We start from the raw sequence: 24,555 nt of genomic DNA, 5'->3' as shown, positions 1-24,555 counted from the left end.
TAATATTATACTTTAGAGTCGTCCTCTGTGTTTCTAAAATAGATCTTATCATCTAACCATTCTTGAATGGCCAATGCATAAGGTTTAGGCAATTTCTCATAGAACTTTGATACTTCAATTTGCTCTTTGTTTTCGAAGATTTCTTCTAAACTGTCATTGTAAGTAGCAAATTCTTCCAGCTTTTCTATCAATTCTTTTTTAATTTCAGAATTAATCTGCTCTGCTCTTCTTGAAATGATAGAAATCGATTCATAGATGTTATCTGTTTGTTCATCTATTTGATTTCTATCATAAGTTACCGTAGAAACTGGCGCTTTGATTTTCTTTAAATCCATCTTCATTAATTTAACTTTTTGTAGTATACTTTTGTAGCTCGGTTTGTAATTCCTCTTTCATTTGGTCTGCAGATTCCAAAAGCTCAGATTCGCCATATGACTTTTTAAAAGAGTTGTAAAAATTAATCGCTTCCTCGATACGCTCCTGCTTTTTATACTCAATACTATTGATTGCTAAATGATAAGCAGAATCAAATCTGTAGTACAAAGCTTCTTCTCTAAAGCTTGATCCAGGGAAATCTAAAATAAAATTTTCAAATGCCTTAATAGGAGCATCATAATCTCTTGTATATCCAGCAATTTGATTGTATTGCTTAGCTATTTCAAAGGCTTTTTTCTCTAATTTATAATCCAACTCCTGCACCAATTTGTTGGCTTCTGGCAAATATTCAGAATCAGGATGGGTATTGATAAATAATTGCAGCTTGTCTAAGGCTTCTTTAGTTTCAGTTTGATCTTTAGAATAAACTGGAGAAAGCATGTACAAACTTTTAGCACTTAGAAATTGAACTTCTTCCGTTTTCTCACTTCTAGGATAAGACGAAGAAAACCTATCTAAATGATAACTAGCCAAGTAATAATCCTCCATATTGTAATAAGCCATGGAGTTTAAGTAAGTTAGCTTTTCTGCTTGAGGCTTACCACGGTAACTTGGCACGATTTGTTCAAATAATTTATTTGCCTTAGAATACTTACCACGATTATACAATTCTTCACCCAACTGATATTTGAATGCAACATCTTCTGATTTTAGAGCTTTTTGGTATGGGCTACAAGAGCTTAGAATTGTGAACGTTATAAGTATGTAAAAAAGTTTCTTCATCATTTTAAAACAGGAGGCAAAATTAGGTTATTAATATGGATTTAAAAAATATTTTTCCAAGGCTAAAATAACCGATGATTACCTCCGCTCTTAAGGTTTAAGTATATTTTAACTTTTTAGAAGTTTTTGATGTATTCGTTAATTTTTGATTTAAGACTATCAGTAGCTTCCACCAATGGCAATCTAACAGTTGGCAAACACAAACCTAAACCAGCCAAAACGGCCTTGATTCCAGCAGGGTTATTTTCAGAAAAAATATAACCTGTAACATCCATTAATTTAAAATGAATTTGGTAAGCGTCTTTGGCAGCTCCCTCCAAACCTAAACGAATCATTTTTGAAAACTCCTTGGGAAATGCTTGTCCAATTACCGAAATAACTCCAGATCCTCCAGCCAATACTACTCCTAGAGCCAAATCATCATCTCCAGATATGATCATAAAATCCTCTGGTTTGTTTTTAATTAATTGAAGATATTGTCCAACATTATTCCCAGCCTCTTTAACAGCCACAATGTTTTTAAAATCTTTTGCCAACCTTAAGGTTGTTTCGGGAAACATGTTTGACGCTGTTCTTCCTGGTACATTATACAAAATAATATCTATTGGACAAGCTTCAGATATGGCTTTAAAGTGTTGGTAAATTCCTTCTTGAGTTGGTTTGCTATAATAAGGAGAAACAGATAAAATAGCATCAATTCCTGATAAATCTGTTTGCTTTATTTCTTCAATCACCTTTAATGTGTTGTTTCCTCCTATCCCTAATACAAGAGGGACTCTACCTTCATTTACTTTTACTATGGTACCAATGATTTTTTCTTTTTCATCAGATGTAATAGTCACACTCTCACCAGTAGTTCCGCTAATTACCAAATAATCTGTACCATTCTCTATATTATAGTTAACTATTTTTTCTAGCGCCGTATAATCTACAGTTAGGTCTTCGTTGAAAGGCGTTACTAATGCAACTCCAGTTCCTTCAAATTTATTATTCATTACTTAATTTATTTAACACCTTTAGGTATTTGTATAATTCACTTTTAAATATTTCAACGTCTTTGGTGTTCGTTTTGATGATCAAATCATTGAGTCTGGGATCAGCCTCAAAAACGCCCACTTTTAATTTGGATTTGGAAAAAGCCGTCATATATTTTAACTCTAAAACGTCTTGAGTATAATAACTAATTAAAAGGTCAAATTCCTTTTTAAGGAACAATTCCAATTCTGGATTGGCTATACCGCCTTTCCAATCAAAATCTTTCGGATTGAAACAATCATTCCACGAAAAAGTCTTTTCACTTGACTCCTTAGTAAACGCCACTACCTTAATATTGTTTGGCCTGACATTAATAGTTTCACCAATAGATTTCAACAATTCAAACCCTATCGTTTCATCAGCATTGAGAATAATTCCTAGGGTTTGCACCTTCTTAGAATCAAACCCGTCTCTGGGCTGATTTAAAAAAGTATTTAACTGTTTTTTAATAGATTTTTCTTTAAATCCCTTTAAAATCATTCTATCTTTACGACTTTTGTGCAAAGGTAATAAAAGTCCTTTCAAAAGATTATTAAATTATACAAGTTTAGTTATGAAACTAAAGCTTTTCTCTCTCCTTTTGGCTATCACCCTTTTAGCTTCTTGCAAACAGGAAAAACAACAATTGGTCAAAATTGAAGGTGTATTAATTCCCATTTCAGATTCCCTTAAAACAAATCCTGAAATTGAAGATTACATCAAACCTTACAGGGAACATTTAAATAAGGAATTGGATAGTGTTCTAAGTTACTCTAAGGAAACCTACACTAAAAAAGATGGTGATTTAAATACAGCCATAGGTAATCTATTTGCCGATGCCATATTGGAACAAACAAACCCCATATTCAATAAAAGAACTGGAAAAAATATTGATTTGGTCATGTTTAACCATGGAGGGATAAGGTCCCATATTTCCAAGGGAAATATAACTACAAGAACCGCATACGAAATCATGCCTTTTGAAAACAAAGTTGTAGTCATATCCCTTAAGGGAAGTCAGGTAAACAAACTGGTTGAGTACTTAGTCTCGAGACATCGAGCGCATCCTATTTCTGGGTTAAAATTGGTATTAGACAAAGAAGGTGGATTAAAGGAGGCATCCATGCATGGGGAGCCTATTGAAGATGCCAAAACCTATTATGTGGCAACAAATGACTACCTCTATAATGGAGGTGATGGTATGGATTTCTTCAAGCCCAATGATACGGTATATTCTATGGACTATAAAATTAGAAATGTTTTACTAGATTATTTCATTAAAACGGACACCATTGCTCCAGTTGTTGATGATCGATTTATTCAATTGGAAAATTAAGGAAAGGATATGAAAAGAAGAGATTTTTTAAATAGAGCTACTGCTGCAACCGCCTTTATTTCTCTTGGAAGTTTGGGTTTACAATCTTTTAGTCTAGGTCAAAAAACGACTAAAATTACCATATTACACACCAATGATGTTCATAGCCATATTGATCCATTTGGACCAGAAGATGGAAGAAACCCAAATAAAGGAGGCGTAGCCAGAAGGGCCAGTCTGATAGATACCATTAGAAAGGAAAATCCCAACACCTTGCTTCTGGATGCCGGTGATATTTTTCAGGGTACCCCCTATTTCAACTATTATGGTGGTGAATTGGAATTCAAGCTTATGAGCAAAATGAAATATGATGCTGCCACAATAGGGAATCATGATTTTGATAACGGTATAGACGGACTATACGCTCAACTTCCCCATGCGAGCTTTCAATTCTTATCTGCCAATTACAATTTCAAAAACACGATTATGGATACCCATGTCAAACCTTATCAAGTTTTTGTAAAAGAAGGTATTAAAATAGGTGTCTTTGGATTAGGAATCAAGTTGGAAGGATTGGTGGACAAGGCCATGTATAAAGAAACCGAATATTTAGACCCTATAGAAACTGCTCAAGAAATGAGCCGTATTTTAAAAGAAAATGAAAAATGCGACCTTGTTATTTGCTTATCTCACTTAGGGTATCATTATAACCATGATTTCATTCCTAGTGACCTTACGGTAGCCAAAAAAACCAAAAATATAGATTTGATTATTGGGGGCCATACTCATACCTTCCTACCTAAACCAACGGTTGTTAAAAACCTAGAAGACCAAAACATGTTGGTAAACCAAGTGGGTTGTTACGGTATCAATTTGGGTAAAATAGATTTCTATTTTGATTCAGACAAAAATAAAATTGCCGAAGGTAAATCAATAGTGGTCTAAATAGGACTTTTCCAGAAACGGGTCCCGGGTTTGTGATGATGAAGTTTGCAACCTAGCCTCCACAATATCTTTCTTCAATTTCCGATTGAAACCAATCATATAGTTAAACAGAAAGAACAGGCCAAATACATGTAGAACCCTATCTAGCATAACAAAACTCCAACTATATATATAATAGTTACTTACATAATACAATATATCTGCAAATCCAAAGCAGATGGCTGCCATTAAAAATATGATGGATGGTTTTGAATCTGAGTTCAAGTAAACCACGAAAGAGGTAAATGCCAACAATAAAAGAGCCAAACTTTTAGCCACAAAAAAACCAAGTTCTACTTGATCTGGAATTTGAATCCTTAAAATTCCAAATAGCTCATAGAGAAAATAGCTGTTGATTGAAACCACTAACACAAAATAAAGACCTATCACTTTATCAATGGTTATTTTTTTAATCTTAGTTGAGATCAAGATTAACAAACTCAAATAACTAATGAAGTAAAATAAGTTAGATAATTTATGAAGGTTTCCATCTGAAATAAAAATGGATGAAAAGTCTCCTAAAAAAGAGGTAAGTAAAAATGCGACAAAGGCAGTACCTATATGTTTGTTCTTGATAAGATAATACATCAAAAACACCGGAACAAATAAGGGTTTAGTAATTTTTAAAAGAATTTCATTTTCGCTTATTGTAGCTACAACATTCGCAACGATAAGCACAAATAGAACACATACAAAGATTCTATTATAACTAATCTTTAGCCATTCATTCATAGTAGGTTAGTATAAGTGGGCGCTACAAATATATGTTATTTCATCCTACTAAAAATACACTTTATCGAATAAAATGTTAATTTTTTAATTAAAAAGTAAGAAAAAGACTATTTAATTGATTTAATAGCAATAAAAAGAACGTTTATTGCTGACTTTAATTAAGATTTGACTGCAAAAATACTTCGATCCTCATCAGGAGTTAAGGCATATTTGTAGTAAAAAAGAAATGCCATAGTGAACAAAATAGTCGAAGCTATATTTAATACATTTTTTTCAGAAATGTAATAATATGCGATAATAATTACCTCAGAGAATACAATGGATAGGGAACCAAAAAATAACAAAAGTGCCTTTTTGTTATCCTTATATAAATAGCCAATTAGGGAAAATGTCAGTAGTAATAATACCACTAAATTGAGGCCGAACTCCAATACCAATTTATACAAATTAGATTTTGGAGCATCAACTAAACTGCTCATAGGGAAAGCAATATTTATAAGTGTATAAATAATATAGACGTTTAAAAGAGATAAAACTATAAGATGAGCCTTGTAGGTACGAAAGACTTCCTTAAGGTTGATACCTCTATATATATCATATAATAGTAAACTATAAGCGGCAAAATATAGAAGATTCCCAACATAATAATACACATCATATATCACATCAGAAGCTATCAAAAACTCAAAGGCCCCTGTCAATTCTGAAATAGTGTAAAGAACTAAAAACCAGGTGAAATATTTAGATTTTTTTACTGGGTGAGATAAATAAGCAAAAGTTATAACAGGTACTATAAAAGACTTGATAGAAAGCGCCCAAAACTCCTGCTGATTTATTTCTAAAAAAATAAATAGCAGTAACAAAATGAATATCAAACCTCCTAAAATATTTGATCTGTTCATAAAGCTCTTTTGGTTAGCAAAAACAAATATATACAAAAAATGTAATTAATCGATAAAAAAAGATGTTTTGTCGATTAATATTGTTTTTTATCGGATTTTTTGTAAGAATTCATTTTCATTCAATATAGTGACACCTAATTTTTCTGCTTTCTCTCTTTTACTTGGTCCCATTTTATCACCGGCAACAACATAATTTGTTTTGGACGAAATAGAGGAGGACACTTTCCCCCCATTGTCTTCAATCAGCTTTTTTAATTCTGTCCTACTTACTTGTTCAAAGACACCGGAAACTACAAAAATTTGACCTTCCAATAAATTGGTTTGATTCGCTAGAGCCTCAGAGGACATTTCCAATTGAACTCCAAAACTTTTTAATCTATCAATGATATGGTTATTTTCTTCGGAATCAAAAAACTCTATAACACTTTCGGCAATTTTCACTCCAATCTCATCAACATTTACCAAATCATCCTGAGAGGCGTTTGATAAATTATCTACACTTTTGTAATGCTTTGCCAATTTCTTTGCGACCGTTTCACCAACATATCTTATACCTAAAGCATATAGGACTCTTTCAAAGGGTATTTGTTTAGAAGCTTCAATACCTTTAACCAGATTTTCGGCACTTTTTTGTGCCATCCGTTCTAATGGAATAACTTGCTCTACAGTAAGTTCATATAAATCTGAATAATTCTCTATTAAACCAGCATTTACAAGTAAGGCAACCGTTTCTCCTCCTAATCCTTCAATATCCATGGCCTTTCTTGAAATGAAATGCTGAATTCGTCCAATGATTTGAGGTTTACAACCATTAAAGTTTGGACAATAGTGTTGCGCTTCTCCTTCCTTTCTCACCAATTCTGTACCACACTCTGGACAATGAGTAATGTATAGTGTTAATTCAGAATTTTCTGGACGCTTATCAAAATCTACAGCAATAATCTTCGGTATAATTTCACCTCCTTTTTCAACAAATACCTCATCTCCCACTCGTACGTCCAATTTTGCAATTTGATCAGCATTGTGCAACGAGGCCCTTTTTACAGTCGTTCCAGCCAACTCAACAGGTTCCAAATTGGCCACCGGAGTTATAGCTCCTGTTCTTCCAACCTGGTAAGAAATACTATTTAATCTGGTAGAAACTTGTTCTGCTTTAAATTTGTATGCCATGGCCCATCTTGGCGCTTTGGCAGTATATCCCAATTCCTCTTGTTGATAGAAACTATTCACTTTAATTACAACCCCATCAATTTCATAAGGCAGTTCAAATCGGTGCTCAGCCCAATAATTAATATAGTCCAGCACCTCGTCAGTTGACTTTGCCAATTTAGCTTCTTTGGGAACCTTAAAACCCCATTGTCTCGCTTTTTCCAGGCTGTCAAATTGATTATCTACCCCAAGTTGATCTCCTTTTAAACTATATAACAAACATTCCAAGGGTCGTTTGCCAACCTCAGCGCTATCCTGCAATTTTAAACTGCCTGATGCGGTATTTCTGGGATTTCTGTAAGGTTCCTCTCCTAATTCAACCCGCTCCTCATTCATTTTCCGAAACCCTTCTATAGGCAAAATAATTTCACCACGAATTTCAAACTTATCTGGATAATCTCCTCGTAACTGTAAAGGAACAGATTTGATGGTTTTTACATTAGCCGTCACATCATCACCTTGGAATCCATCTCCTCGTGTTACAGCTCTTACCAATCTACCATTTTCATACGTCATATTCATAGAAGCACCATCATATTTAAGCTCGCATGTATATTCAATTTGACCATCAACCAGCTTCATGATTCGCTTTTCCCAGTCCTCTAAATCTTCTTTGGAATAAGAATTATCCAAAGAATACATACGACTTTCATGAGCAACCGTTTGAAAATTTTTGGTAACCTCACCGCCTACCCTTTGAGAAGGTGAATTAGCGTCAAAATACTCAGGATATTGAGCTTCAAAATCCTGTAATTCCTTCAATTTCATATCGAAATCAAAATCACTGATTGTAGGTTGATCTAGCACATAATAGTTATAATTATGCTGACGTAACTCCTCTCTTAATTGGTCGATTTTCTTTTTTATTTCCATTCTTATTTTAATCCCTTTATCATTCTTTGATTCCCAAACATATCTTGTTTTAATTCAATTTCACGAAATTGAAATTGAGCCATTAAATCCTCCATTTCCTCTCCAAGGTATTGATTAATTTCAAAATATAGAGAACCACCTTCTTTTAAGTTTTCAACAGCAAATTGGGCAATCTTTCTGTAAAACACCAACGGGTCATCATCCTCAACAAATAAGGCCAGATGAGGTTCAAACTCTAACACATTGTTCTTTATTTCGTGCTTTTCCAAATTCCTAACATATGGTGGATTGGAAACAATGACATCAAACTCTCTTATCAATCTACCATCTTGTAACAAGGATTCATAATTGAGAATGTCGCCTCTTAAAAAATGGACTTTGGCAGAATTATTCTGTGCATTTTTTTTAGCAACCTCTAAAGCTTCTTGTGAAATATCCAGAGCAAAGACTTCGGCATTTGAAAAATTTTTAGCCAAAGAAACTGGAATGCAGCCTGAACCCGTTCCTATATCTAATATTTTTAGTGGATCCTTCCTGTTTTTTAAATCCTCTTGAATCCAATTTACCAATTCCTCTGTTTCAGGTCGCGGAATTAAAGTATATTTATTAACCTGAAAAGTCAATCCGTAAAATTCAGTTTCACCCAATATATATTGTATGGGCTCTTCCAATTTTAACCTGTTTAATACATCCTCAAATTTCTGATTCTCCTCAATTGAAACTTCAAGCTCTGGATTTAAGGCTAGATCAATTCTTCTTATATTTAAATAGTGATCAAGCACCAAAAAAAAGAAGCTTTCTACTTCCTCTGAACCAAATGTAGCATCCAATTCTTGATGGAATTTTTGTTGGATTTCCTTTAAAATCATAACTCCTTAATCATCCAAATGCCACATGAATAGTGCCCTGTTCCACCTAATGGCCCATCCAAATGTTTAAATCCATACAATTCATAAATATGAATGGCCGCCTTAAGCTGAGAAGCTGATTCCAAATAACATTTCTCAAAACCAAAGGCTTTGGCCTGATCCAAACATTTCTGAAATAATTTCTTTCCCAATCCCTTTCCTCTTGCTTCTGGTAAAAAGTACATTTTTTGAAGTTCGCAAATAGAAGAATCAAAATTTTTCAACTGTTTGATACCTGCACCACCGAGAACCTTATCTCCATCCACCAGAACAAAATACACCTCTCTCTCACCTTGGTAAGACTCATACATTTGAGTGGTTTCTACATCTTCATAAGCTGTTCCAGTTAATGGTATGTCAAACTCTGGAAATGCTGCTCTTATAACTTGTTCCATTTGAGCATTATCCTGAGGTTCTATTTCCCTAATAAGAATGTTGTTGTCACTCACTTTAAAATAGTATTTTTACCTTCACAAATTGGGGATGAAGATACACGAAAAATACATAAATAGGTGCATTGAAATAGCCAAAAATGGTTTAGGCACCACACGGCCAAACCCTATGGTGGGATGCGTCATTGTAAGGAATGACCAAGTAATAGGTGAAGGATTTACAAGTCCCTATGGAGGCCCCCATGCCGAAGTGAATGCTATCAATTCAGTAAAAGATGAATCCTTACTAAAAGAATCTACATTGTATGTCACTTTAGAACCCTGCAGTCATTTTGGAAAAACGCCACCATGTAGTGATTTGATTATTGATAAAGGAATTCCCCAAGTGGTCATTGGCACCATTGACACACATAGTAAAGTTGCCGGAAAGGGCATTGAAAAATTGATGCGTGCTGGCTGTGATGTGATTGTTGGTGTTTTGGAAAAAGAATGTCAAGAACACCACAAACGCTTTTTTACTTTTCATAACAAGCAAAGACCTTATATTATATTAAAATGGGCACAAAGTGCCGATGGATTTCTATCTCCAAGTAAAAAGGATGAAAAAAAACCTGTTTGGATTACCAACTCATACTCCAGACAATTAGTGCACAAATGGCGAACTGAGGAACATGCCATTCTAGTAGGTTACAATACGGTTATTGAAGATAACCCGAGTTTAACAGCCAGAGATTGGAAGGGATTAAATCCCATAAGGGTTGTTTTGGACAAGTTTAACAGCCTTGAAAAGTCATTTGATATCTTTAATAATGAAGCCAACACAATTATAGTGTCTGACAAAGACATTGACTTTAATAAAAAACCTATTGAGCAATTAGCTCAACTATTATTCCAAAAAGAAATTCAATCTATCATCATAGAAGGAGGCAGTAAGACCTTACAAATGTTTTTAGATGAAGGTCTTTGGGATGAAGCTAGAATATTCATCGGTCAAAATTCTTTTGTAAATGGTACATTGGCACCTCAATTTACTGGAAGTTTAATTTCGGAACACAAGATTTTGGGAGATACTTTAAAGATTTTCAACAATGATTAAAACATTTATTTTTGATTTCGGAGACGTTTTCATTAACCTTAATAAAAAAGCAACGAATGATGGGCTAGCTAAATTGGGAGTGACCAATTTAACTCAAGAAATGACAGATCTCAATATTCGTTATGAAATAGGTCAAGCTACTACAGCTCAATTACTGTCATCCTATCAATCGTGGTTCCCAAATATTAGCCAAGATACCTTACAAGAAATATGGAACTCCATCCTCCTTGACTTCCCAAAATATAGATTGGACTTCCTTAAAGAACTCAAAACTAAAGGAGATTACCAATTGATATTATTGAGCAACACTAATGATATGCACATTAATTGGATAGAAAACAATGTTAGCTTCTACCCAGAATTTAAAGAGCAGTTTGATCAATTTTACCTGTCCCATGAAATCCAATTAAGAAAACCTAATGAAGATATATATGAGTTCGTTTTGGAGCAAAATAATTTAACGCCAGAAACATGCTTTTTTGTTGATGACACTGAAGAAAATACCCAAAGTGCATCAAAAGTTGGAATTCATTCCTGGAACATCCTTCCTGGAAAAGAAGATGTTATTGACTTATTCCACATTAATCAACATTTGTTTTAATGTATCTACTGTTAAGCATTCTTTGTTCGACCCTAATATTTATTGTTTTCAAAACAATAGACCGGTTACAAATAAGCACCCTTCACACCATCGTCATTAATTATGTGACCGCTTGTGGACTAGGTATGATTTTGAACACTCAGCCCATTACCATTAAAAATACTATTCAGTCTGATTGGTTTTTAGGCGCTCTATTCTTAGGCTTCCTATTTATCTCTATATTTTTTGTCATGGCGAGAACTGCTCAAACCCACGGTGTTTCTGTGGCATCAGTAGCCTCAAAAATGAGCGTAATTATACCTGTTATTTTTGGCATTATCGTTTATAATGAAGGTACGGGCAAACAAAAAATTGCAGGAATCATCCTCGCTCTTTTTGCAGTTTATTGGACATCACTGAAAAAGAACACCAGCTTAAAATCTAAAAGGAGCTTAACACTTCCACTTATTTTATTTTTAGGATCGGGTATCATAGACACATCCATTAAATATTTAGAAACCTATTATGTTCCAGAAAACGGAATCCCAATGTTTTCGGCTACCATTTTCTTTATTGCTGGGAGCCTTGGCTTTATTTACTTGTTGATAAAAAATCAATGGCGCTTTACATTGAGAAACTTATTTAGCGGACTTATTCTAGGTGTTATTAATTATGGCTCTATTTATTTTCTCTTAAAGGCACTAAATCATGAAACCTTTGAGAGCTCTACCCTATTTACCATTAATAATGTAGGAGTTGTTATGCTTTCTACCTTATCAGCACTCCTATTATTCAAAGAACATCTCTCAAAAAAGAATTGGATTGGTATTTCACTTGCCATAATCTCTATCTTATTGGTAACTTTGGCCTAAATGAAAGATACCTACAATACTATTTTAAAACCCACCGAAGAAGTTCTTTTTAAAGACAAGAATAGTAAGTTTTTTGGTTATGCATTTCCTGTTTCTTCTGAAGAAGAAATAAAAACATTATTGGAAAAAGTTAAAAAGGACCATCATGCCGCTAGACATTGGTGCTATGCTTACCAACTAGGAACCGAGGAACCCAATATCCAATTTAGAGCCAATGATGATGGAGAACCAAATAATTCTGCCGGGATGCCTATTTATGGTCAAATTCAATCATTTGAAGTAACAAACATTCTTATAATTGTTGTCAGGTATTTTGGAGGGGTCAAATTGGGGGTTGGCGGATTAATTAACGCCTATAAAACCACAGCTCAAATGGCATTGGAAGTAGCCGATATTGTAACAAGAACTATTAATAAATTATTTTTGATTCATTGTGACTATAAAAACATTAATACAGTCATGAGAATTATCAAAGAGAAAAACCTAGATGTAACCAATCAAAAAATGGAGCTGGATTGCGAAATAACAATTTCAGTCAGACTAAAAGATGCTCCAGCAATTTTCGAACAGTTTGATCATTTATTTGAAATAGACATTAAAGAACTAGACTAAGATTTAAATGCTACTTTCATTTTTTCTAGAATGTGATCTGGACATTTGATAGGTCGTCTTGATTGTTTATCCAAAAATGCCAAAACCGTATTTGAAGTGACCAAAAGTTCCTCCTTTTCATTATAAATTTCATAATCAAATTCAATCTTAACGGAAGGAAGTTTTTTGAGATAAGTCTTTACTTTAATAACCTCATCGTAATAAGCTGATTTCTTAAAGTTTAGACTCATTGAAATGACCGGCAACATCACATTTTGATCTTCCATTTCCTTATAAGAAAGCCCTAGTTTCCGAAGCCACTCTGTACGTCCCATTTCCATGTAAAGGTCAAAATTTCCGTGATGTACCACTCCCATTTGGTCGGTTTCACCATATCTCACTCTAATTTGTATTTCATCGATTATCATAGGACGAATTAAATATTTTTTTGTAGTTTAGGAAAGGTTTTAAACATGAGAAAAAAAATCTAAAAATTCAACCCCTACAGGTTTTTTTTTTTAGAATTTTGTTCACATATTTGTCGAGCTATAAGTCAGCTGGGAAAACCTTTCTCAATCAACAATATCTGTAACTAACTAAGAAAAAATTTTAGTAATAAGAATGAATGTAACTGCGCAATCGGTATGGAATAACTGTCTGGAATTTATTAAGGATAACATACAACCGCAAGCATATAAAACATGGTTTGAACCGATTAAAGCAGTTAAGTTAACGGACAACTCGTTAAGTATTCAGGTTCCTAGTAAATTCTTCTACGAGTGGTTGGAAGAACACTATGTTAAGTTATTAAAAGTTGCCCTTACAAAAGAACTTGGTGACAAGGCCAAATTGGTTTACATAATCAAAATGGAAAACACCTATGGCAACAAACAACCTTTTACAGAAAAGATTCCAAGTTCACACAGAACTGCTTTAAAATCACAAGATGTTGATATTCCACTTAATAATAAAAATCCGGAGTTAAAAAATCCATTTGTAATTCCTGGCATTCGAAATGTTAAGATCGAATCCCAACTGAATCCAAACTATAATTTTGAGAATTTTCTGGAGGGTGATTCCAATAGATTGGCAAGAAGTGCAGGTATGGCTGTAGCAGCTAAACCAGGAGGAACATCTTTCAATCCGTTATTGGTATTTGGAGGTGTTGGTTTGGGCAAAACCCACTTAGCGCATGCTATTGGTGTGGAAATCAAGGACAAATATCCTGAAAAAACGGTATTATATATTTCTGCCGAAAAATTCACCCAACAATATATTGAAGCGGTAAAGAAGAACAATAGAAATGACTTTATCCATTTTTACCAAATTATTGATGTACTGATTATTGACGATGTACAATTTCTATCTGGTAAATCTGGAACTCAAGATGTTTTCTTCCATATTTTCAATCACCTGCATCAAAACGGAAAACAAGTTATTTTAACTAGTGACAAAGCTCCTGTTGACATGCAAGATATTGAACAAAGGTTATTGTCCCGATTCAAATGGGGTTTATCAGCAGAACTGCAAAGCCCAGATTTTGAAACGCGTATCTCCATTTTAAAAAATAAGCTTTATAGGGATGGTGTGGAAATGCCAGAAGACATTATAGAGTACGTTGCAAAACATATCAAGTCTAATATTAGGGAATTAGAAGGTGCCATTATTTCATTAATTGCCCAATCTTCTTTCAATAGAAAAGAAGTGACTTTGGATTTGGCAAAGCAAGTTGTTGAAAAATTTGTTAAGAACACCAAGCGTGAAGTTTCTATTGACTACATCCAAAAAGTAGTTTCAGACTATTTCCAAATGGATATAGACACCCTGCAATCCAAAACAAGAAAGAGACATATTGTTCAAGCCAGACAACTAGCTATGTTCTTTGCCAAGAAATTCACAAAAGCTTCACTTGCAAGTATAGGGTCCCAAATAGGAAAACGCGATCATGCTACGGTTCTTCATGCTTGTAAAACTGTTGATAATTTAACCTCAACCGACAAGCAATTCAGAAAATACGTAGAGGATTTAACAAAAAAATTATCCGTATAATTTCTCAAAATTTTGGCTACAGAACCCACTAAAATTTTAATGGTTTGCTTAGGGAATATTTGCAGGTCTCCTTTAGCTGAAGGTATTTTGAGATCCAAATTGCCTTACGAGGATTTTGTAGTAGACTCGGCTGGAACAAGTGGTTACCATATAGGTGACCCACCTGATAGAAGATCTGTGGAAGTCGCTAGAAAATACGGTTTGAATATCTCCCATCTTAGTGGACGTCAATTTTCAAATCGTGATTTTGATGAATTTGATTTTATCTACGTCATGGACCAATCCAATTTTGAAAACGTCAACAAACTAGCCAGAAGCAAAGAAGATTTAGAAAAAGTTAAAATGATTCTGAATGAAATTTATCCCAATCAAAATCATGACGTTCCAGATCCCTATTATGGCGGTACGCAAGGATTTGAAAATGTTTATAAAATGCTTGACGAAGCATGTTCTATTATTGCCAATAAACTAACCTAGTCAGAGAACTTTTACATTATTTCTTATTTTTTGTAATTTGTAGACTAACAATCAAATTGTTAGCTATGAAATCGCATCTACCTTCAATTCTTTTACTCTTTTCATTGCAATTCTTATTTCCCCAAGAAATTGAATTGGAATTGGTGTCCAATGGATTTGACGATCCAGTTGTTATCAGAAATGCTTTTGACGATAGACTATTTGTTGTTGAACAAGGCGGAACCATTCAAATCATACAGGAAAATGGAATTGTTAACACCACGCCCTTTTTAGATATATCCTCCCAGATTTCTGGTGGCGGTGAAAGAGGACTTCTAGGTTTGGCCTTTCACCCTAATTACACAGAAAACGGATATTTCTTTGTTAATTATACAAACTCCTCAGGGGACACCGTCATTTCCAGATTTACAACCAATGAAACCAATCCTGACCTAGCTGATTTGGATTCTGAAAATATTATTTTAACCATAGACCAACCCTTCACCAATCATAATGGTGGCGATTTGGCATTTGGTCCTGATGGTTATTTATATATCGCTACTGGAGATGGTGGCTCTGGAGGAGATCCAGGTGATAGAGCGCAAGACCTTAACGAACTCCTAGGAAAGGTTTTGAGATTAGATATTGACAACGGCAATCCCTATAGCATTCCTGCAGACAATCCATTTGTTGGGAATTCTAATGCACTGGACGAAATCTGGGCTATTGGCCTCAGAAACCCTTGGCGTTTTTCTTTTGACTCGGAAACTGGAGATTTATGGATTGCTGATGTGGGTCAAAATGAAATTGAGGAAATAAATAACGTGTCTTCTTTAACGCCCGAAATCAACTATGGATGGCGATGCTATGAAGGAACTTCAGAATATAATACCACGGGAGAATGCCCTAATAATTCAGAAGACCTTACTTTCCCCATAGCAGAATACACCCATACTGATAGCGGTTTGTTTAAATGCTCAATAACGGGAGGTTACATACATCGTGGCAGCGAACAAACCGGCTTAAATGGTTGGTACTTTTTTGCAGATTATTGCAGTGGGGAAATTGGAATTTTAATAGAGGAAGATGGCGTTTGGAACATAACCTTCACAGAACCCTTTTCAGGAAATGGATGGAGCAGTTTTGGAGAAGACTTCAATGGTGAACTCTATATTGCTGGAAAACAATCAGGTGCTATTTATAAAATTATTGATGCGAGTCTTTCAGTTGATGAAAATCAACTCAAAAATCTAAAGTTTTTTCCAAATCCCGTTCAAAATAAATTGAATATAGTATTCGAAAACCAAACAAACTATATATCAGAGGTAAGGGTTTTTAATCTTTTTGGAAAGCCTATTGTAAAAACACAGGTTTCAAACACTACTTTTGTTGAAATTTCCACAGAAGAATTGCCGTCTGGTTTTTATCTTGCAGAGGTCATTTTAAACGACGGATCTAAAATCAGCAAAAAGCTAATAAAAAAATAATGAGTCTACCAACTGGAAAACTATATCTCATTCCTACCACCATGGGTGAATCAAATCCCATGGATGTTTTACCTATAACTGTAAAAAATGCCATCGACGCCATTGATATCTACATTGTAGAAAACGAAAAAACGGCGCGAAGATTTATTAAAAGCATATGCCCAGACAAAAAACAAGCAACACTTAAGCTTTTTCCTCTCAACAAACATACCGATCCAACCGATCTACCTGCCTATCTTGATGATATCAAAAAAGGAAAAAACATCGGACTCATTTCTGAAGCAGGATGTCCTGGTGTGGCAGATCCGGGCGCTGAAATAGTGGGGCTGGCCCATCAACAAAACATACAGGTAGTACCTTTAGTTGGTCCTTCTTCCATTCTTATGGCTATTATGTCTTCTGGAATGAACGGACAAAGCTTTGCTTTTAATGGCTACCTACCTATTGACAAATCTGAAAGAAAAAAAGAAATTAAGCGGTTGGAGCAACTATCAGAAAGGCACAACCAAACACAAGCTTTTATAGAAACTCCTTATAGAAATAATAAAATGCTAGAGGATTTGTGTCAAACCTTACATGATAGCACACTTTTATGTGTGGCATGCGACATTACCTTGCCTACCGAATTTATTAAGACACAACCGATAAGTCAATGGAAAAAAAATAGCGCAGACCTTCATAAAAGACCTGCACTATTTGTTATACATAAAAACTAAATTCTACTAAATAGTCCTTTTCACTTTGGCCTTCTTATTGGCTATGATTTCTGAAGTGTCATAACCTGAAAACCTTTTCATATAGTAGCTTATTGAAGTTCCGAAAGCATCTGCAAAATTATTTGAACCATAACTTCTCAGATATTTCTTAACGTTTCCGGGACCAGCTAGGTGAGCTGCGGCCAAAATACCAGATTCTGTAACCGTAACACCATTTACCACCATACCATTAAACCTTTTAATATCCTTTCTTAAAATCCATTTGTTTCGTTCTGCATTGGCTATAAATGCCTTTTCCTGCAGTTCTGGGTTTTTAAGAAATTCATTTGGATTATAAATACCTATTAATTTGAGTGTTCCTTCACCGAACTGGTATTTTCCTAAGTAACCGTAAGAGTTCACAATAAAATAATTACCGCGAGACTCTTTAAAACCAACGGCTTCCTTGAATCCAACAAACGTTTTCCCTAAAGTTGGCGTATAGGTAACGTGGGGCTCGATAGTTGGCAAGACTAAGCTTCCAACGGGCTGGGATTCTATAGCTCTCGAAGATACCATTGCAATATCTTGGGAAGAATCCTTAATCGGCTTTATCGTTCTGATTTTTGAGAACGAAACTAACAATAGTAAACATATTGTAAGCGACGGGGCAATGTAACTTCCAATATTTCTCATAACGTTTCAATTTTTTTGGCGATTTTAATGACTTAAAACCACCTGAAAATTTCAGCGTGCAAAGGTATGATTATTTTTTATATTATGAAAATTAATCGATTAACTGTTTTTAAAAATAGATTCCGTGGAGTTTTATGCCGTTTTCTTCGTTGAACTCCATAGCTGGAAATGGCACTTTTACAGTGTTAAAAACACTAAATAAAGACCTCAAAATATGAGACTTAGTGTCTATTTTGGTTAGATCCAAATCAAGACTTAAATAGACCTGACGGTACCTATTTTGATCTGGAAATTGCCCATTTAACGTTTCATTTTTACCGGTCAACATGCCCTCAGCACCATACCCAATAGCCAAATTTAACCACTTTGGAATTCTAGTATCGTCAAAAAAGGAATGCAAATTGAAACTTAACCAATAAGTTTGACCGTTGTAATCTTTTAAAAACTCCTCCATAAATCCATCTCCCAATTTGTCTGGTCGCATTGGTGCAAACTCTGTTCTATGGAAAGAATATTTCAAACTGATACGCTGCTCCTCCCATAAAAGTTCTTGCCCAACATAAATACCTGTACCTACGGCATTTGATGCCATATCGCTCCATGAGAAGCCCCATTCTTTTGAAAAACCATCAAATACCTCTACCGTAGTTAAAAACACAAAACCCAAAGTGGCACCGTAAATTAATTGGTCCTTCTTGCTCACACCACTCCATTCTAAAAGCTCTGCTCCCATCCTACCCATCTGGTAAGAAGTGTAAGTATGCCCCATTTTATCCATTTGCAACCATTCATCAAGATCATTAATGGTATGGAATTTTGATTGCGGATAATCTTTGTACCATAATTGGTGTAACCCAACCAAACTGATTGCTCCTAAAGAGGCTTCTGAAATTATGACGGCATTCCTTCTAGGAATGTTTAGTGTATCACTAGGCTTTAGAAATCTGTTTACACGGTTTTGTCCATAGGAACAAATGCTTAGGAAGAAAAGCAGTCCATATGTAAAACCCTTCATCAAAAATTATTTGTTTATCCCTTGAGATGACAAATATTTTTGATACTCCCTGGCATTGACATTGTGTTGCGTCAAGGTTTTCGCAAATTTATGAAAACCTATTTTTTGGGCATCCGCAGCAAAATATAAATAGCTATGCTTTTCTGGATTTAATACCGCATTGATAGCAGAAATATCTGGCATCGCAATAGGACCTGGTGGCAACCCAGCATTCATATAGGTATTATATGGAGAGTTAATTTCTTTATGTTTGTTAAGAACTCTTTTAATAACGGTTCCTTCATATTCTGGAAGTTGGTAGGCCGCAAATTTTAATGTTGGATCAGCCTGCAGAGGCATTCCTATCTTCAATCTATTTAAATAAACACCAGCTATTCTTGGCTGCTCTGAAGCTTGTTTGGATTCTTCATGAACAATGGAGGCCAAAGTCATCACTTCATTTTGGTCTAACCCTACTGCCAAAGCCTTGTTCTTTCTATCGTTGTTCCAAAACCGTTGGTATTCTTTTAGCATCCTATCTCTAAACTCTACGGCGCTTGTATTCCAAAAGAATTCATAGCTATTGGGAATATACATGGCTAGAGCTGTTTCCTTACTAAACCCTTTTTGATTCAGGAAATTACTATCGGACATAGCCTGAAAAAGTTCTAAGCTATCTGCTTCAATTTGATTCGATATTCTTCCGGCCAGTTTACCCAAAGACTCCTGGTTATTAAATGATACTGTAATAGGCTGATTGTTACTTCTTATGGAATTTATAATATCATTATTATTCATTCCCTTAGAAATCTTGTACTTACCTGCTTTAATATTTGTATTATACCTTTTTTGAGAAGCCAGAGCATCAAACTTATCAATATCCTCTAAAAGCGGTTTTAATTCTTCTCTAACATCTTGATAATTGGCCCCCGTAGGAATATAAATAAAAGCCTCTTTATTGTTAAAGGCTGTATTTGATTTAAGCATTACACCATAAATATAGCTTGCAAAAATGGCAGCAACGATCAATCCAATTATCGCAATAGCCCAAAGAATCTTTTTAAAATACATGAGTTAAAGTATGTGTTGTAATAAATATTCATTTTTAAATGCCCCCTGAACAAGATTCCAGTCTTTTTTAAGACCTACTATTTCAAATCCTTGGTTTTGAAATAGCTTCAAACTAGGTTCATTATTTTCAGCAATGTTACAATATAATTGATGCAGTCCTAAGTGTTTTTTACCATATTTCACAACAAGTTGTAATGCCTCTTTACCAAAACCTTTATAACGCTGCTCTTGGCTGTTTATCAATATCCCCACGCCTGCTCGTTTGTTTTGAACATCGAAATCAAATAAATCTATAAGCCCAACGGTTTCACTAGAATGTAGACAAATCACAAGTCTTAATTGTTTGACTTCATATATATCTTTATGTGCATTTTCCAAATACTGCTTTATAAGATATCTGGAATAGGGTGTTTGCGTTAAACTTACCTCCCAAACTGTCTCATCATTTTCAATTTCATAAATGAATTCTAAGTCTTCAGGCTCAAGAGCCCTAAGGTAAACTTGATCTCCTTTCAAAGTTAGCATAGGAATTCTCCTTTAAAAACTTGTTCTGCTGGTCCAATTAACCAAACATTTTCATAAATATCTCCCTTTTTGTCAAAAGACACTCTTAGCTTACCCCCTTCTACATTCAAATGAATTAGAGTGTTTTGGGCTAGTCCCAAAGAATGCATTGCAATGGCCACCGCTGTTACACCCGTACCACAAGACAGAGTCTCATCCTCAACCCCCCGCTCATAGGTTCTTACTTTAAAGGTGTTATCATCAATTTGAGATACAAAATTGACATTAGTTCCCTTTTGTCCATAAGGTTGCCCATATCTTATTTTTGCTCCTTCCGATTTTATATTGAAATTTTCCAGATTATCTTGGATTTGCACATGATGCGGAGATCCTGTATTGAGAAACATATAGTCTTTGTGATTTTCAATATCTTTCACATCCAACATTTGGAGATGAACCAAACCATTTTCTATAGTGGCATGATGTAAACCATCTACCGCTTCAAAAGTAGCCTTACTTTTAATGACACCTAAAAAATTGGCAAATGCCACCAAACACCTACCCCCATTTCCACACATGGAACTTTCATTACCATCGGAATTGTAATAGACCATTCTAAAATCATACGTTTCATGATTCTCCAAAAGGATTAACCCATCTGCCCCAATACCAAATCGTCTATCACATAAATGAGCCACCAATTTGGTGTTGGTTTTGGCAAAATCTTGTTGCCGATTGTCAATCATGACAAAGTCGTTCCCAGTTCCTTGATATTTGTAAAATGTCATTTTCATAAGAAATGCAAATATAGAAATATTAGCTGGCTTTTATAGCTGTTAAACACCCGTTAAAGGGCACGTTAAAAATCGTTAAAAGAATTTAGCAAATTTCAATAAAGAGGTAATTTTAAACGTTAATAAATTAATTATAAACCAAAAACCTTTTTCCCCATGAAAAAAATAACATCGTTAGTACTAGTATCGGTTTTAGGTGGAGCCATTACCTTGGCCAGTTACAAATTATTTATCGAAAAGGAGCAACCTGCTTTTTCAAAGACACAAGACTCCTCAAATTATGCCATCCCCGTAAGCCATTCGAATACAAATTATTTTCCTGAAAATGCCATTGATTTTACAAATGCCGCTGAAAATACCGTTCATTCTGTAGTTCACGTCATGAACACTTCTTTTGGTACTTCTGATAGAATCACTTTTCAAGATTTAATCTTTGGTCGTTCTGCCCAAAGACCTCAAGTTGGTTCAGGTTCCGGTGTCATTATTTCACCGGACGGTTATATCATTACTAATAATCACGTGATTGATGGAGCAAACAAACTTACAGTTACTCTAAATGATAATAAAACTTATGATGCCGAATTGATTGGAACTGATAGTCGCACTGATATTGCTCTAATAAAAATCAATCCTGAAGAAGATTTACCATACTCTACATTTGGAGATAGTGATCAAGCTAAAATTGGAGAATGGGTATTAGCCGTTGGGAACCCATTCAATTTAACTTCTACTGTCACTGCTGGAATTATAAGTGCCAAATCCAGAGATTTGTCTGGCGGAAAATTTAATCAATCCTTTATTCAAACCGATGCCGCAGTAAATCCAGGTAATTCAGGTGGTGCTTTGGTAAATTCCAGGGGTGAATTGATTGGAATTAACACAGCTATATCTTCCCAGACTGGTTCATATATAGGATATTCCTTTGCAGTTCCAAGTAATATCGCAAGAAAAGTAGTTGAGGATATTATTGAATTCGGAAACGTACAAAATGGTGTACTTGGTGTTACTGGAGGTGCGCTAAATAATGCTATTTCTGAAAAATTAAGCATCAATGAAACCCAAGGATTCTATGTAGATAGTGTTGAAGAAGGTTCTGGTGCAGATAAAGCAGGCATACAATCTGGAGACATTATTAAGAAAATTGACAACATAGATATCACTAAATTTTCTGACTTAAGCGGTTATTTGAATACCAAAAGACCAGGAGATGATGTGCAAGTAACAATCTTAAGGGATGATAATATAAAAACGATTCAGGCTACCTTAGTAAGAAATCAATCTTTTACGATCCCACAGTTTGGGGTACTGAAAAACGCCAATGCAAGCGAGTTAAAAAAATATGGTGTTTCAAGTGGTGTGAAAATTGCTCAATTGGGAGAAGCCTATGCTAATTACCTTAGAGCAAATAATGTTAATGAAGGAAACATCATAATAAGTATCAATAATGAAAAAGTAAAAGATGTAGACGATGTTCAAGAAATTATAAAAAATAGATCTCCCTATGAGCCGTTGAGAATAGAATTGATCAATTCAAATGGTGAGTTGGAAAAATACAACTTTAGGTAGTTCAAATACCATCTAAACTTAAGAAAAGCCTTTAGGAAAACTAGAGGCTTTTTTTATTTAAAAATAGTTTTACGAAAACGTTTGAAATATATACTTTTGCACCAAATTTAAACACAACACAATTTAAACTAAAGACAATGAGTTTTAAAGAAGCTTATGAAAATGAATTGGCTTTTCAAGCAGACAGACGAAAAGCAACTGTTGAATTTATTAATATCATTAGCGATTTATGGTATGACAAATCAATAGAACTAGTGCTTTTCAGAAATCAACTGATTGATCGTAATGTGAGTCAAATTTTAAACCTTCATGAATATGCTGGTGAATTTGTTCAAAAACCGATCTCAATTTTTGATTCAGTTGAAATTGCTCAAGCTATTCAAACCCTTGACCTACCTCCTGCCAAATTGGATATTGGAAAATTGACCTACGAATACCATCTTGAGGAAAATAGCTATAGTAATGCTCTAAACTTTGTTGCAAACAAATTAAAGGATGCTTCAAAAGAAAATGGTATTAAACCAAAAGATGTCATTCTTTACGGTTTTGGAAGAATTGGAAGATTGGTAGCTAGAGAATTAATGGCTAGAACTGGGAAAGGTTCACAATTAAGATTACGCGCTATTGTCACTCGAGGAGAGATTACAGAAACTATTTTAGAAAAAAGAGCTTCTTTATTAAAGAATGATTCGGTTCATGGTGATTTTGAAGGTACAGTCATTACAGATTTGGTAAATAAGTCTTTAATTATCAACGGAACTACCGTAAACATCATTTCTGCAAATAACCCAGAAGATATTGATTATACCGAATATGGCATTCATGATGCTTTGGTTATAGATAACACAGGAGCTTTTAGAGACCATGAAGCTTTATCTAGACACCTTCAAGCTAAAGGTGTTGAAAAGGTTTTATTGACTGCTCCAGGAAAAGGGATTCCTAATATTGTTCACGGGGTTAATCATTTGGAAAATGACCCTGACAAGGTTGACATCTTTTCTGCTGCTTCCTGTACAACCAATGCTATTACTCCAATCTTAAAAGCATTGGATGAAACTTTTGGTATTAAATCAGGGCATTTAGAAACAATTCATGCATATACAAATGACCAAAACCTAGTGGACAATTTTCACAAAAAGTATCGAAGAGGTCGTGCTGCCGGTTTAAATATGGTTATAACTGAAACAGGTGCTGGAAAAGCAGTAGCCAAGGCTTTGCCTTCCCTAGAAGGGAAATTAACCTCCAACGCCATTAGAGTGCCTGTTCCCAATGGATCTCTTGCCATTTTAAATTTGGATTTAAATCAGTCAACATCCCAAGAAGGCATCAATACAACTTTAAAAAAGTATGCTTTGGAAGGAAGTTTGGTTGAACAAATCAAATATGAAATGAACGATGAATTAGTATCAAGTGATATTGTTGGAAGCTCTGCACCATCCATCTATGATAGTAAAGCCACTATTGTTAGAGAAGATGGCAAAAATGCTGTACTATATATTTGGTATGATAATGAATATGGCTATAGCCATCAAGTTATTAGACTTGCCAAATACATTGCCAAAGTAAGACGTTATACTTATTATTAGTATCAAACGTCCAAAATAATATTTCGTCCGT

General features: G+C 34.6%; 27 protein-coding genes. 12 read left to right on the top strand and 15 right to left on the bottom strand.

Going from position 1 to position 24,555, the window contains the following annotated elements:
- Window positions 1-5: 5 nt before the first annotated feature.
- From ZA07_RS11905 to ZA07_RS11890, 4 genes are all read right to left on the bottom strand, one after another.
- A complete protein-coding gene (locus ZA07_RS11905; RefSeq protein WP_053971894.1) occupies window positions 6-335 on the bottom strand; it encodes a DNA-directed RNA polymerase subunit omega in 330 nt (109 codons plus the stop codon).
- A 10-nt stretch (window positions 336-345) separates the two neighbouring features.
- Entirely contained in the window at window positions 346-1,158 is an 813-nt protein-coding gene (locus ZA07_RS11900; RefSeq protein WP_053971893.1) for an outer membrane protein assembly factor BamD, read from the bottom strand.
- Between the two features lie 116 nt (window positions 1,159-1,274).
- Window positions 1,275-2,153, bottom strand: coding sequence for a 4-hydroxy-tetrahydrodipicolinate synthase (gene dapA, locus ZA07_RS11895; protein ID WP_053971892.1), 879 nt, complete (start codon window positions 2,151-2,153; stop codon window positions 1,275-1,277).
- Window positions 2,146-2,673 (bottom strand): hypothetical protein, encoded by a 528-nt coding sequence (locus tag ZA07_RS11890; protein ID WP_053971891.1) that lies wholly within the window; start codon window positions 2,671-2,673, stop codon window positions 2,146-2,148. Before ZA07_RS11890 ends, dapA begins: the two co-directional genes overlap by 8 nt.
- Window positions 2,674-2,746: 73 nt before the next feature.
- Between ZA07_RS11890 and ZA07_RS11885 the strand changes: the two genes are divergently transcribed.
- Both ZA07_RS11885 and ZA07_RS11880 read left to right on the top strand, forming a co-directional pair.
- The gene (locus ZA07_RS11885) at window positions 2,747-3,508 is read left to right on the top strand and encodes a 5'-nucleotidase C-terminal domain-containing protein (protein WP_053971890.1); all 762 of its coding nucleotides are present in this window, start codon (window positions 2,747-2,749) and stop codon (window positions 3,506-3,508) included.
- Window positions 3,509-3,517: 9 nt separating this feature from the next.
- Window positions 3,518-4,432 carry a bifunctional UDP-sugar hydrolase/5'-nucleotidase gene (locus ZA07_RS11880; protein ID WP_053971889.1) on the top strand — a complete coding sequence of 305 codons (915 nt, stop codon included), beginning with the start codon at window positions 3,518-3,520 and terminating at the stop codon, window positions 4,430-4,432.
- Here ZA07_RS11880 and ZA07_RS11875 read toward each other — a convergent pair.
- The 5 genes from ZA07_RS11875 to ZA07_RS11855 form a co-directional block, all read right to left on the bottom strand.
- Window positions 4,418-5,203 carry a hypothetical protein gene (locus ZA07_RS11875; RefSeq protein ID WP_053971888.1) on the bottom strand — a complete coding sequence of 262 codons (786 nt, stop codon included), beginning with the start codon at window positions 5,201-5,203 and terminating at the stop codon, window positions 4,418-4,420. The genes ZA07_RS11880 and ZA07_RS11875 overlap by 15 nt on opposite strands.
- A 158-nt stretch (window positions 5,204-5,361) precedes the next feature.
- Window positions 5,362-6,105: a hypothetical protein gene (locus ZA07_RS11870; RefSeq protein ID WP_053971887.1), complete on the bottom strand. Its 744-nt coding sequence runs from the start codon at window positions 6,103-6,105 to the stop codon at window positions 5,362-5,364.
- A gap of 87 nt (window positions 6,106-6,192) precedes the next feature.
- Entirely contained in the window at window positions 6,193-8,187 is a 1,995-nt protein-coding gene (ligA, locus tag ZA07_RS11865) for an NAD-dependent DNA ligase LigA (protein WP_053971886.1), read from the bottom strand.
- A 2-nt stretch (window positions 8,188-8,189) separates the two neighbouring features.
- On the bottom strand, window positions 8,190-9,056 hold the full coding sequence (gene prmC, locus ZA07_RS11860) for a peptide chain release factor N(5)-glutamine methyltransferase (RefSeq protein WP_053971885.1): 867 nt from the start codon (window positions 9,054-9,056) through the stop codon (window positions 8,190-8,192).
- The gene (locus ZA07_RS11855; protein WP_053971884.1) at window positions 9,053-9,544 is read right to left on the bottom strand and encodes a GNAT family N-acetyltransferase; all 492 of its coding nucleotides are present in this window, start codon (window positions 9,542-9,544) and stop codon (window positions 9,053-9,055) included. The genes prmC and ZA07_RS11855 overlap by 4 nt, the downstream gene beginning before the upstream one ends.
- 34 nt (window positions 9,545-9,578) lie before the next feature.
- Between ZA07_RS11855 and ribD the strand changes: the two genes are divergently transcribed.
- The 4 genes from ribD to ZA07_RS11835 are packed head-to-tail and all read left to right on the top strand — an operon-like array spanning window position 9,579 to window position 12,647.
- Window positions 9,579-10,583 carry a bifunctional diaminohydroxyphosphoribosylaminopyrimidine deaminase/5-amino-6-(5-phosphoribosylamino)uracil reductase RibD gene (gene ribD / locus ZA07_RS11850; protein WP_053971883.1) on the top strand — a complete coding sequence of 335 codons (1,005 nt, stop codon included), beginning with the start codon at window positions 9,579-9,581 and terminating at the stop codon, window positions 10,581-10,583.
- Window positions 10,576-11,184, top strand: coding sequence for an HAD family phosphatase (locus tag ZA07_RS11845; protein ID WP_053971882.1), 609 nt, complete (start codon window positions 10,576-10,578; stop codon window positions 11,182-11,184). The genes ribD and ZA07_RS11845 overlap by 8 nt, the downstream gene beginning before the upstream one ends.
- A complete protein-coding gene (locus tag ZA07_RS11840; protein WP_053971881.1) occupies window positions 11,184-12,035 on the top strand; it encodes a DMT family transporter in 852 nt (283 codons plus the stop codon). Before ZA07_RS11845 ends, ZA07_RS11840 begins: the two co-directional genes overlap by 1 nt.
- Window positions 12,036-12,647 carry a YigZ family protein gene (locus ZA07_RS11835; protein WP_053971880.1) on the top strand — a complete coding sequence of 204 codons (612 nt, stop codon included), beginning with the start codon at window positions 12,036-12,038 and terminating at the stop codon, window positions 12,645-12,647.
- On the opposite strand, the gene ZA07_RS11830 is transcribed toward ZA07_RS11835, so the two are convergent.
- Complete coding sequence (locus ZA07_RS11830) at window positions 12,644-13,054, bottom strand: thioesterase family protein (protein WP_053971879.1); 411 nt, start codon at window positions 13,052-13,054, stop codon at window positions 12,644-12,646. The two genes, ZA07_RS11835 and ZA07_RS11830, sit on opposite strands and share 4 nt — an antisense overlap.
- A gap of 193 nt (window positions 13,055-13,247) precedes the next feature.
- Here ZA07_RS11830 and dnaA point away from each other — a divergent pair, with 193 nt between their 5' ends.
- The 4 genes from dnaA to ZA07_RS11810 all read left to right on the top strand — a co-directional run bounded on the left by dnaA (window position 13,248) and on the right by ZA07_RS11810 (window position 17,334).
- Window positions 13,248-14,675 (top strand): chromosomal replication initiator protein DnaA, encoded by a 1,428-nt coding sequence (gene dnaA / locus ZA07_RS11825; protein WP_053971878.1) that lies wholly within the window; start codon window positions 13,248-13,250, stop codon window positions 14,673-14,675.
- A gap of 39 nt (window positions 14,676-14,714) precedes the next feature.
- Complete coding sequence (locus tag ZA07_RS11820) at window positions 14,715-15,152, top strand: low molecular weight protein-tyrosine-phosphatase (RefSeq protein ID WP_053971877.1); 438 nt, start codon at window positions 14,715-14,717, stop codon at window positions 15,150-15,152.
- A gap of 65 nt (window positions 15,153-15,217) precedes the next feature.
- Window positions 15,218-16,618 (top strand): PQQ-dependent sugar dehydrogenase, encoded by a 1,401-nt coding sequence (locus ZA07_RS11815; RefSeq protein WP_053971876.1) that lies wholly within the window; start codon window positions 15,218-15,220, stop codon window positions 16,616-16,618.
- Complete coding sequence (locus ZA07_RS11810) at window positions 16,618-17,334, top strand: SAM-dependent methyltransferase (RefSeq protein ID WP_053971875.1); 717 nt, start codon at window positions 16,618-16,620, stop codon at window positions 17,332-17,334. Before ZA07_RS11815 ends, ZA07_RS11810 begins: the two co-directional genes overlap by 1 nt.
- 6 nt (window positions 17,335-17,340) lie before the next feature.
- Here the strand turns inward: ZA07_RS11810 and ZA07_RS11805 are convergent, their stop codons facing one another.
- From ZA07_RS11805 to dapF, 5 genes are all read right to left on the bottom strand, one after another.
- Window positions 17,341-18,009 carry a peptidoglycan-binding protein LysM gene (locus ZA07_RS11805; protein ID WP_053971874.1) on the bottom strand — a complete coding sequence of 223 codons (669 nt, stop codon included), beginning with the start codon at window positions 18,007-18,009 and terminating at the stop codon, window positions 17,341-17,343.
- 109 nt (window positions 18,010-18,118) lie between these two features.
- The gene (locus ZA07_RS11800) at window positions 18,119-19,024 is read right to left on the bottom strand and encodes a DUF2279 domain-containing protein (protein WP_053971873.1); all 906 of its coding nucleotides are present in this window, start codon (window positions 19,022-19,024) and stop codon (window positions 18,119-18,121) included.
- Window positions 19,025-19,030: 6 nt separating this feature from the next.
- Window positions 19,031-20,074 carry an endolytic transglycosylase MltG gene (mltG, locus tag ZA07_RS11795; RefSeq protein ID WP_053971872.1) on the bottom strand — a complete coding sequence of 348 codons (1,044 nt, stop codon included), beginning with the start codon at window positions 20,072-20,074 and terminating at the stop codon, window positions 19,031-19,033.
- A gap of 3 nt (window positions 20,075-20,077) precedes the next feature.
- On the bottom strand, window positions 20,078-20,599 hold the full coding sequence (locus tag ZA07_RS11790; protein WP_053971871.1) for a GNAT family N-acetyltransferase: 522 nt from the start codon (window positions 20,597-20,599) through the stop codon (window positions 20,078-20,080).
- On the bottom strand, window positions 20,593-21,372 hold the full coding sequence (dapF, locus tag ZA07_RS11785) for a diaminopimelate epimerase (RefSeq protein ID WP_053971870.1): 780 nt from the start codon (window positions 21,370-21,372) through the stop codon (window positions 20,593-20,595). Before dapF ends, ZA07_RS11790 begins: the two co-directional genes overlap by 7 nt.
- Window positions 21,373-21,528: 156 nt before the next feature.
- Here dapF and ZA07_RS11780 point away from each other — a divergent pair, with 156 nt between their 5' ends.
- Together ZA07_RS11780 and ZA07_RS11775 are read left to right on the top strand one after the other, a co-directional pair.
- Window positions 21,529-22,938 carry a trypsin-like peptidase domain-containing protein gene (locus ZA07_RS11780; RefSeq protein ID WP_053971869.1) on the top strand — a complete coding sequence of 470 codons (1,410 nt, stop codon included), beginning with the start codon at window positions 21,529-21,531 and terminating at the stop codon, window positions 22,936-22,938.
- Window positions 22,939-23,075: 137 nt separating this feature from the next.
- The gene (locus ZA07_RS11775; protein WP_053971868.1) at window positions 23,076-24,524 is read left to right on the top strand and encodes a glyceraldehyde-3-phosphate dehydrogenase; all 1,449 of its coding nucleotides are present in this window, start codon (window positions 23,076-23,078) and stop codon (window positions 24,522-24,524) included.
- The last annotated feature ends 31 nt before the right edge of the window (window positions 24,525-24,555 follow it).

Origin of the sequence: Mangrovimonas sp. ST2L15 (assembly GCF_001280515.1) — a bacterium.
GTDB classification, from domain to species: Bacteria; Bacteroidota; Bacteroidia; order Flavobacteriales; family Flavobacteriaceae; genus Mangrovimonas; species Mangrovimonas futianensis.
This window is presented reverse-complemented; position numbering and strand designations above follow the sequence as displayed.

What these genes read in the sequence shown, in the direction of transcription:
- ZA07_RS11905 (WP_053971894.1), bottom strand. Translation starts at nt 335, where the DNA reads ATGGATTTAAAGAAAATCAAAGCGCCAGTTTCTACGGTAACTTATGAT.
- ZA07_RS11900 (WP_053971893.1), bottom strand. Translation starts at nt 1,158, where the DNA reads ATGAAGAAACTTTTTTACATACTTATAACGTTCACAATTCTAAGCTCT.
- dapA (WP_053971892.1), bottom strand. Translation starts at nt 2,153, where the DNA reads ATGAATAATAAATTTGAAGGAACTGGAGTTGCATTAGTAACGCCTTTC.
- ZA07_RS11890 (WP_053971891.1), bottom strand. Translation starts at nt 2,673, where the DNA reads ATGATTTTAAAGGGATTTAAAGAAAAATCTATTAAAAAACAGTTAAAT.
- ZA07_RS11885 (WP_053971890.1), top strand. Translation starts at nt 2,747, where the DNA reads ATGAAACTAAAGCTTTTCTCTCTCCTTTTGGCTATCACCCTTTTAGCT.
- ZA07_RS11880 (WP_053971889.1), top strand. Translation starts at nt 3,518, where the DNA reads ATGAAAAGAAGAGATTTTTTAAATAGAGCTACTGCTGCAACCGCCTTT.
- ZA07_RS11875 (WP_053971888.1), bottom strand. Translation starts at nt 5,203, where the DNA reads ATGAATGAATGGCTAAAGATTAGTTATAATAGAATCTTTGTATGTGTT.
- ZA07_RS11870 (WP_053971887.1), bottom strand. Translation starts at nt 6,105, where the DNA reads ATGAACAGATCAAATATTTTAGGAGGTTTGATATTCATTTTGTTACTG.
- ligA (WP_053971886.1), bottom strand. Translation starts at nt 8,187, where the DNA reads ATGGAAATAAAAAAGAAAATCGACCAATTAAGAGAGGAGTTACGTCAG.
- prmC (WP_053971885.1), bottom strand. Translation starts at nt 9,056, where the DNA reads ATGATTTTAAAGGAAATCCAACAAAAATTCCATCAAGAATTGGATGCT.
- ribD (WP_053971883.1), top strand. Translation starts at nt 9,579, where the DNA reads ATGAAGATACACGAAAAATACATAAATAGGTGCATTGAAATAGCCAAA.
- ZA07_RS11845 (WP_053971882.1), top strand. Translation starts at nt 10,576, where the DNA reads ATGATTAAAACATTTATTTTTGATTTCGGAGACGTTTTCATTAACCTT.
- ZA07_RS11840 (WP_053971881.1), top strand. Translation starts at nt 11,184, where the DNA reads ATGTATCTACTGTTAAGCATTCTTTGTTCGACCCTAATATTTATTGTT.
- ZA07_RS11835 (WP_053971880.1), top strand. Translation starts at nt 12,036, where the DNA reads ATGAAAGATACCTACAATACTATTTTAAAACCCACCGAAGAAGTTCTT.
- ZA07_RS11830 (WP_053971879.1), bottom strand. Translation starts at nt 13,054, where the DNA reads ATGATAATCGATGAAATACAAATTAGAGTGAGATATGGTGAAACCGAC.
- dnaA (WP_053971878.1), top strand. Translation starts at nt 13,248, where the DNA reads ATGAATGTAACTGCGCAATCGGTATGGAATAACTGTCTGGAATTTATT.
- ZA07_RS11820 (WP_053971877.1), top strand. Translation starts at nt 14,715, where the DNA reads ATGGTTTGCTTAGGGAATATTTGCAGGTCTCCTTTAGCTGAAGGTATT.
- ZA07_RS11815 (WP_053971876.1), top strand. Translation starts at nt 15,218, where the DNA reads ATGAAATCGCATCTACCTTCAATTCTTTTACTCTTTTCATTGCAATTC.
- ZA07_RS11810 (WP_053971875.1), top strand. Translation starts at nt 16,618, where the DNA reads ATGAGTCTACCAACTGGAAAACTATATCTCATTCCTACCACCATGGGT.
- ZA07_RS11805 (WP_053971874.1), bottom strand. Translation starts at nt 18,009, where the DNA reads ATGAGAAATATTGGAAGTTACATTGCCCCGTCGCTTACAATATGTTTA.
- ZA07_RS11800 (WP_053971873.1), bottom strand. Translation starts at nt 19,024, where the DNA reads ATGAAGGGTTTTACATATGGACTGCTTTTCTTCCTAAGCATTTGTTCC.
- mltG (WP_053971872.1), bottom strand. Translation starts at nt 20,074, where the DNA reads ATGTATTTTAAAAAGATTCTTTGGGCTATTGCGATAATTGGATTGATC.
- ZA07_RS11790 (WP_053971871.1), bottom strand. Translation starts at nt 20,599, where the DNA reads ATGCTAACTTTGAAAGGAGATCAAGTTTACCTTAGGGCTCTTGAGCCT.
- dapF (WP_053971870.1), bottom strand. Translation starts at nt 21,372, where the DNA reads ATGAAAATGACATTTTACAAATATCAAGGAACTGGGAACGACTTTGTC.
- ZA07_RS11780 (WP_053971869.1), top strand. Translation starts at nt 21,529, where the DNA reads ATGAAAAAAATAACATCGTTAGTACTAGTATCGGTTTTAGGTGGAGCC.
- ZA07_RS11775 (WP_053971868.1), top strand. Translation starts at nt 23,076, where the DNA reads ATGAGTTTTAAAGAAGCTTATGAAAATGAATTGGCTTTTCAAGCAGAC.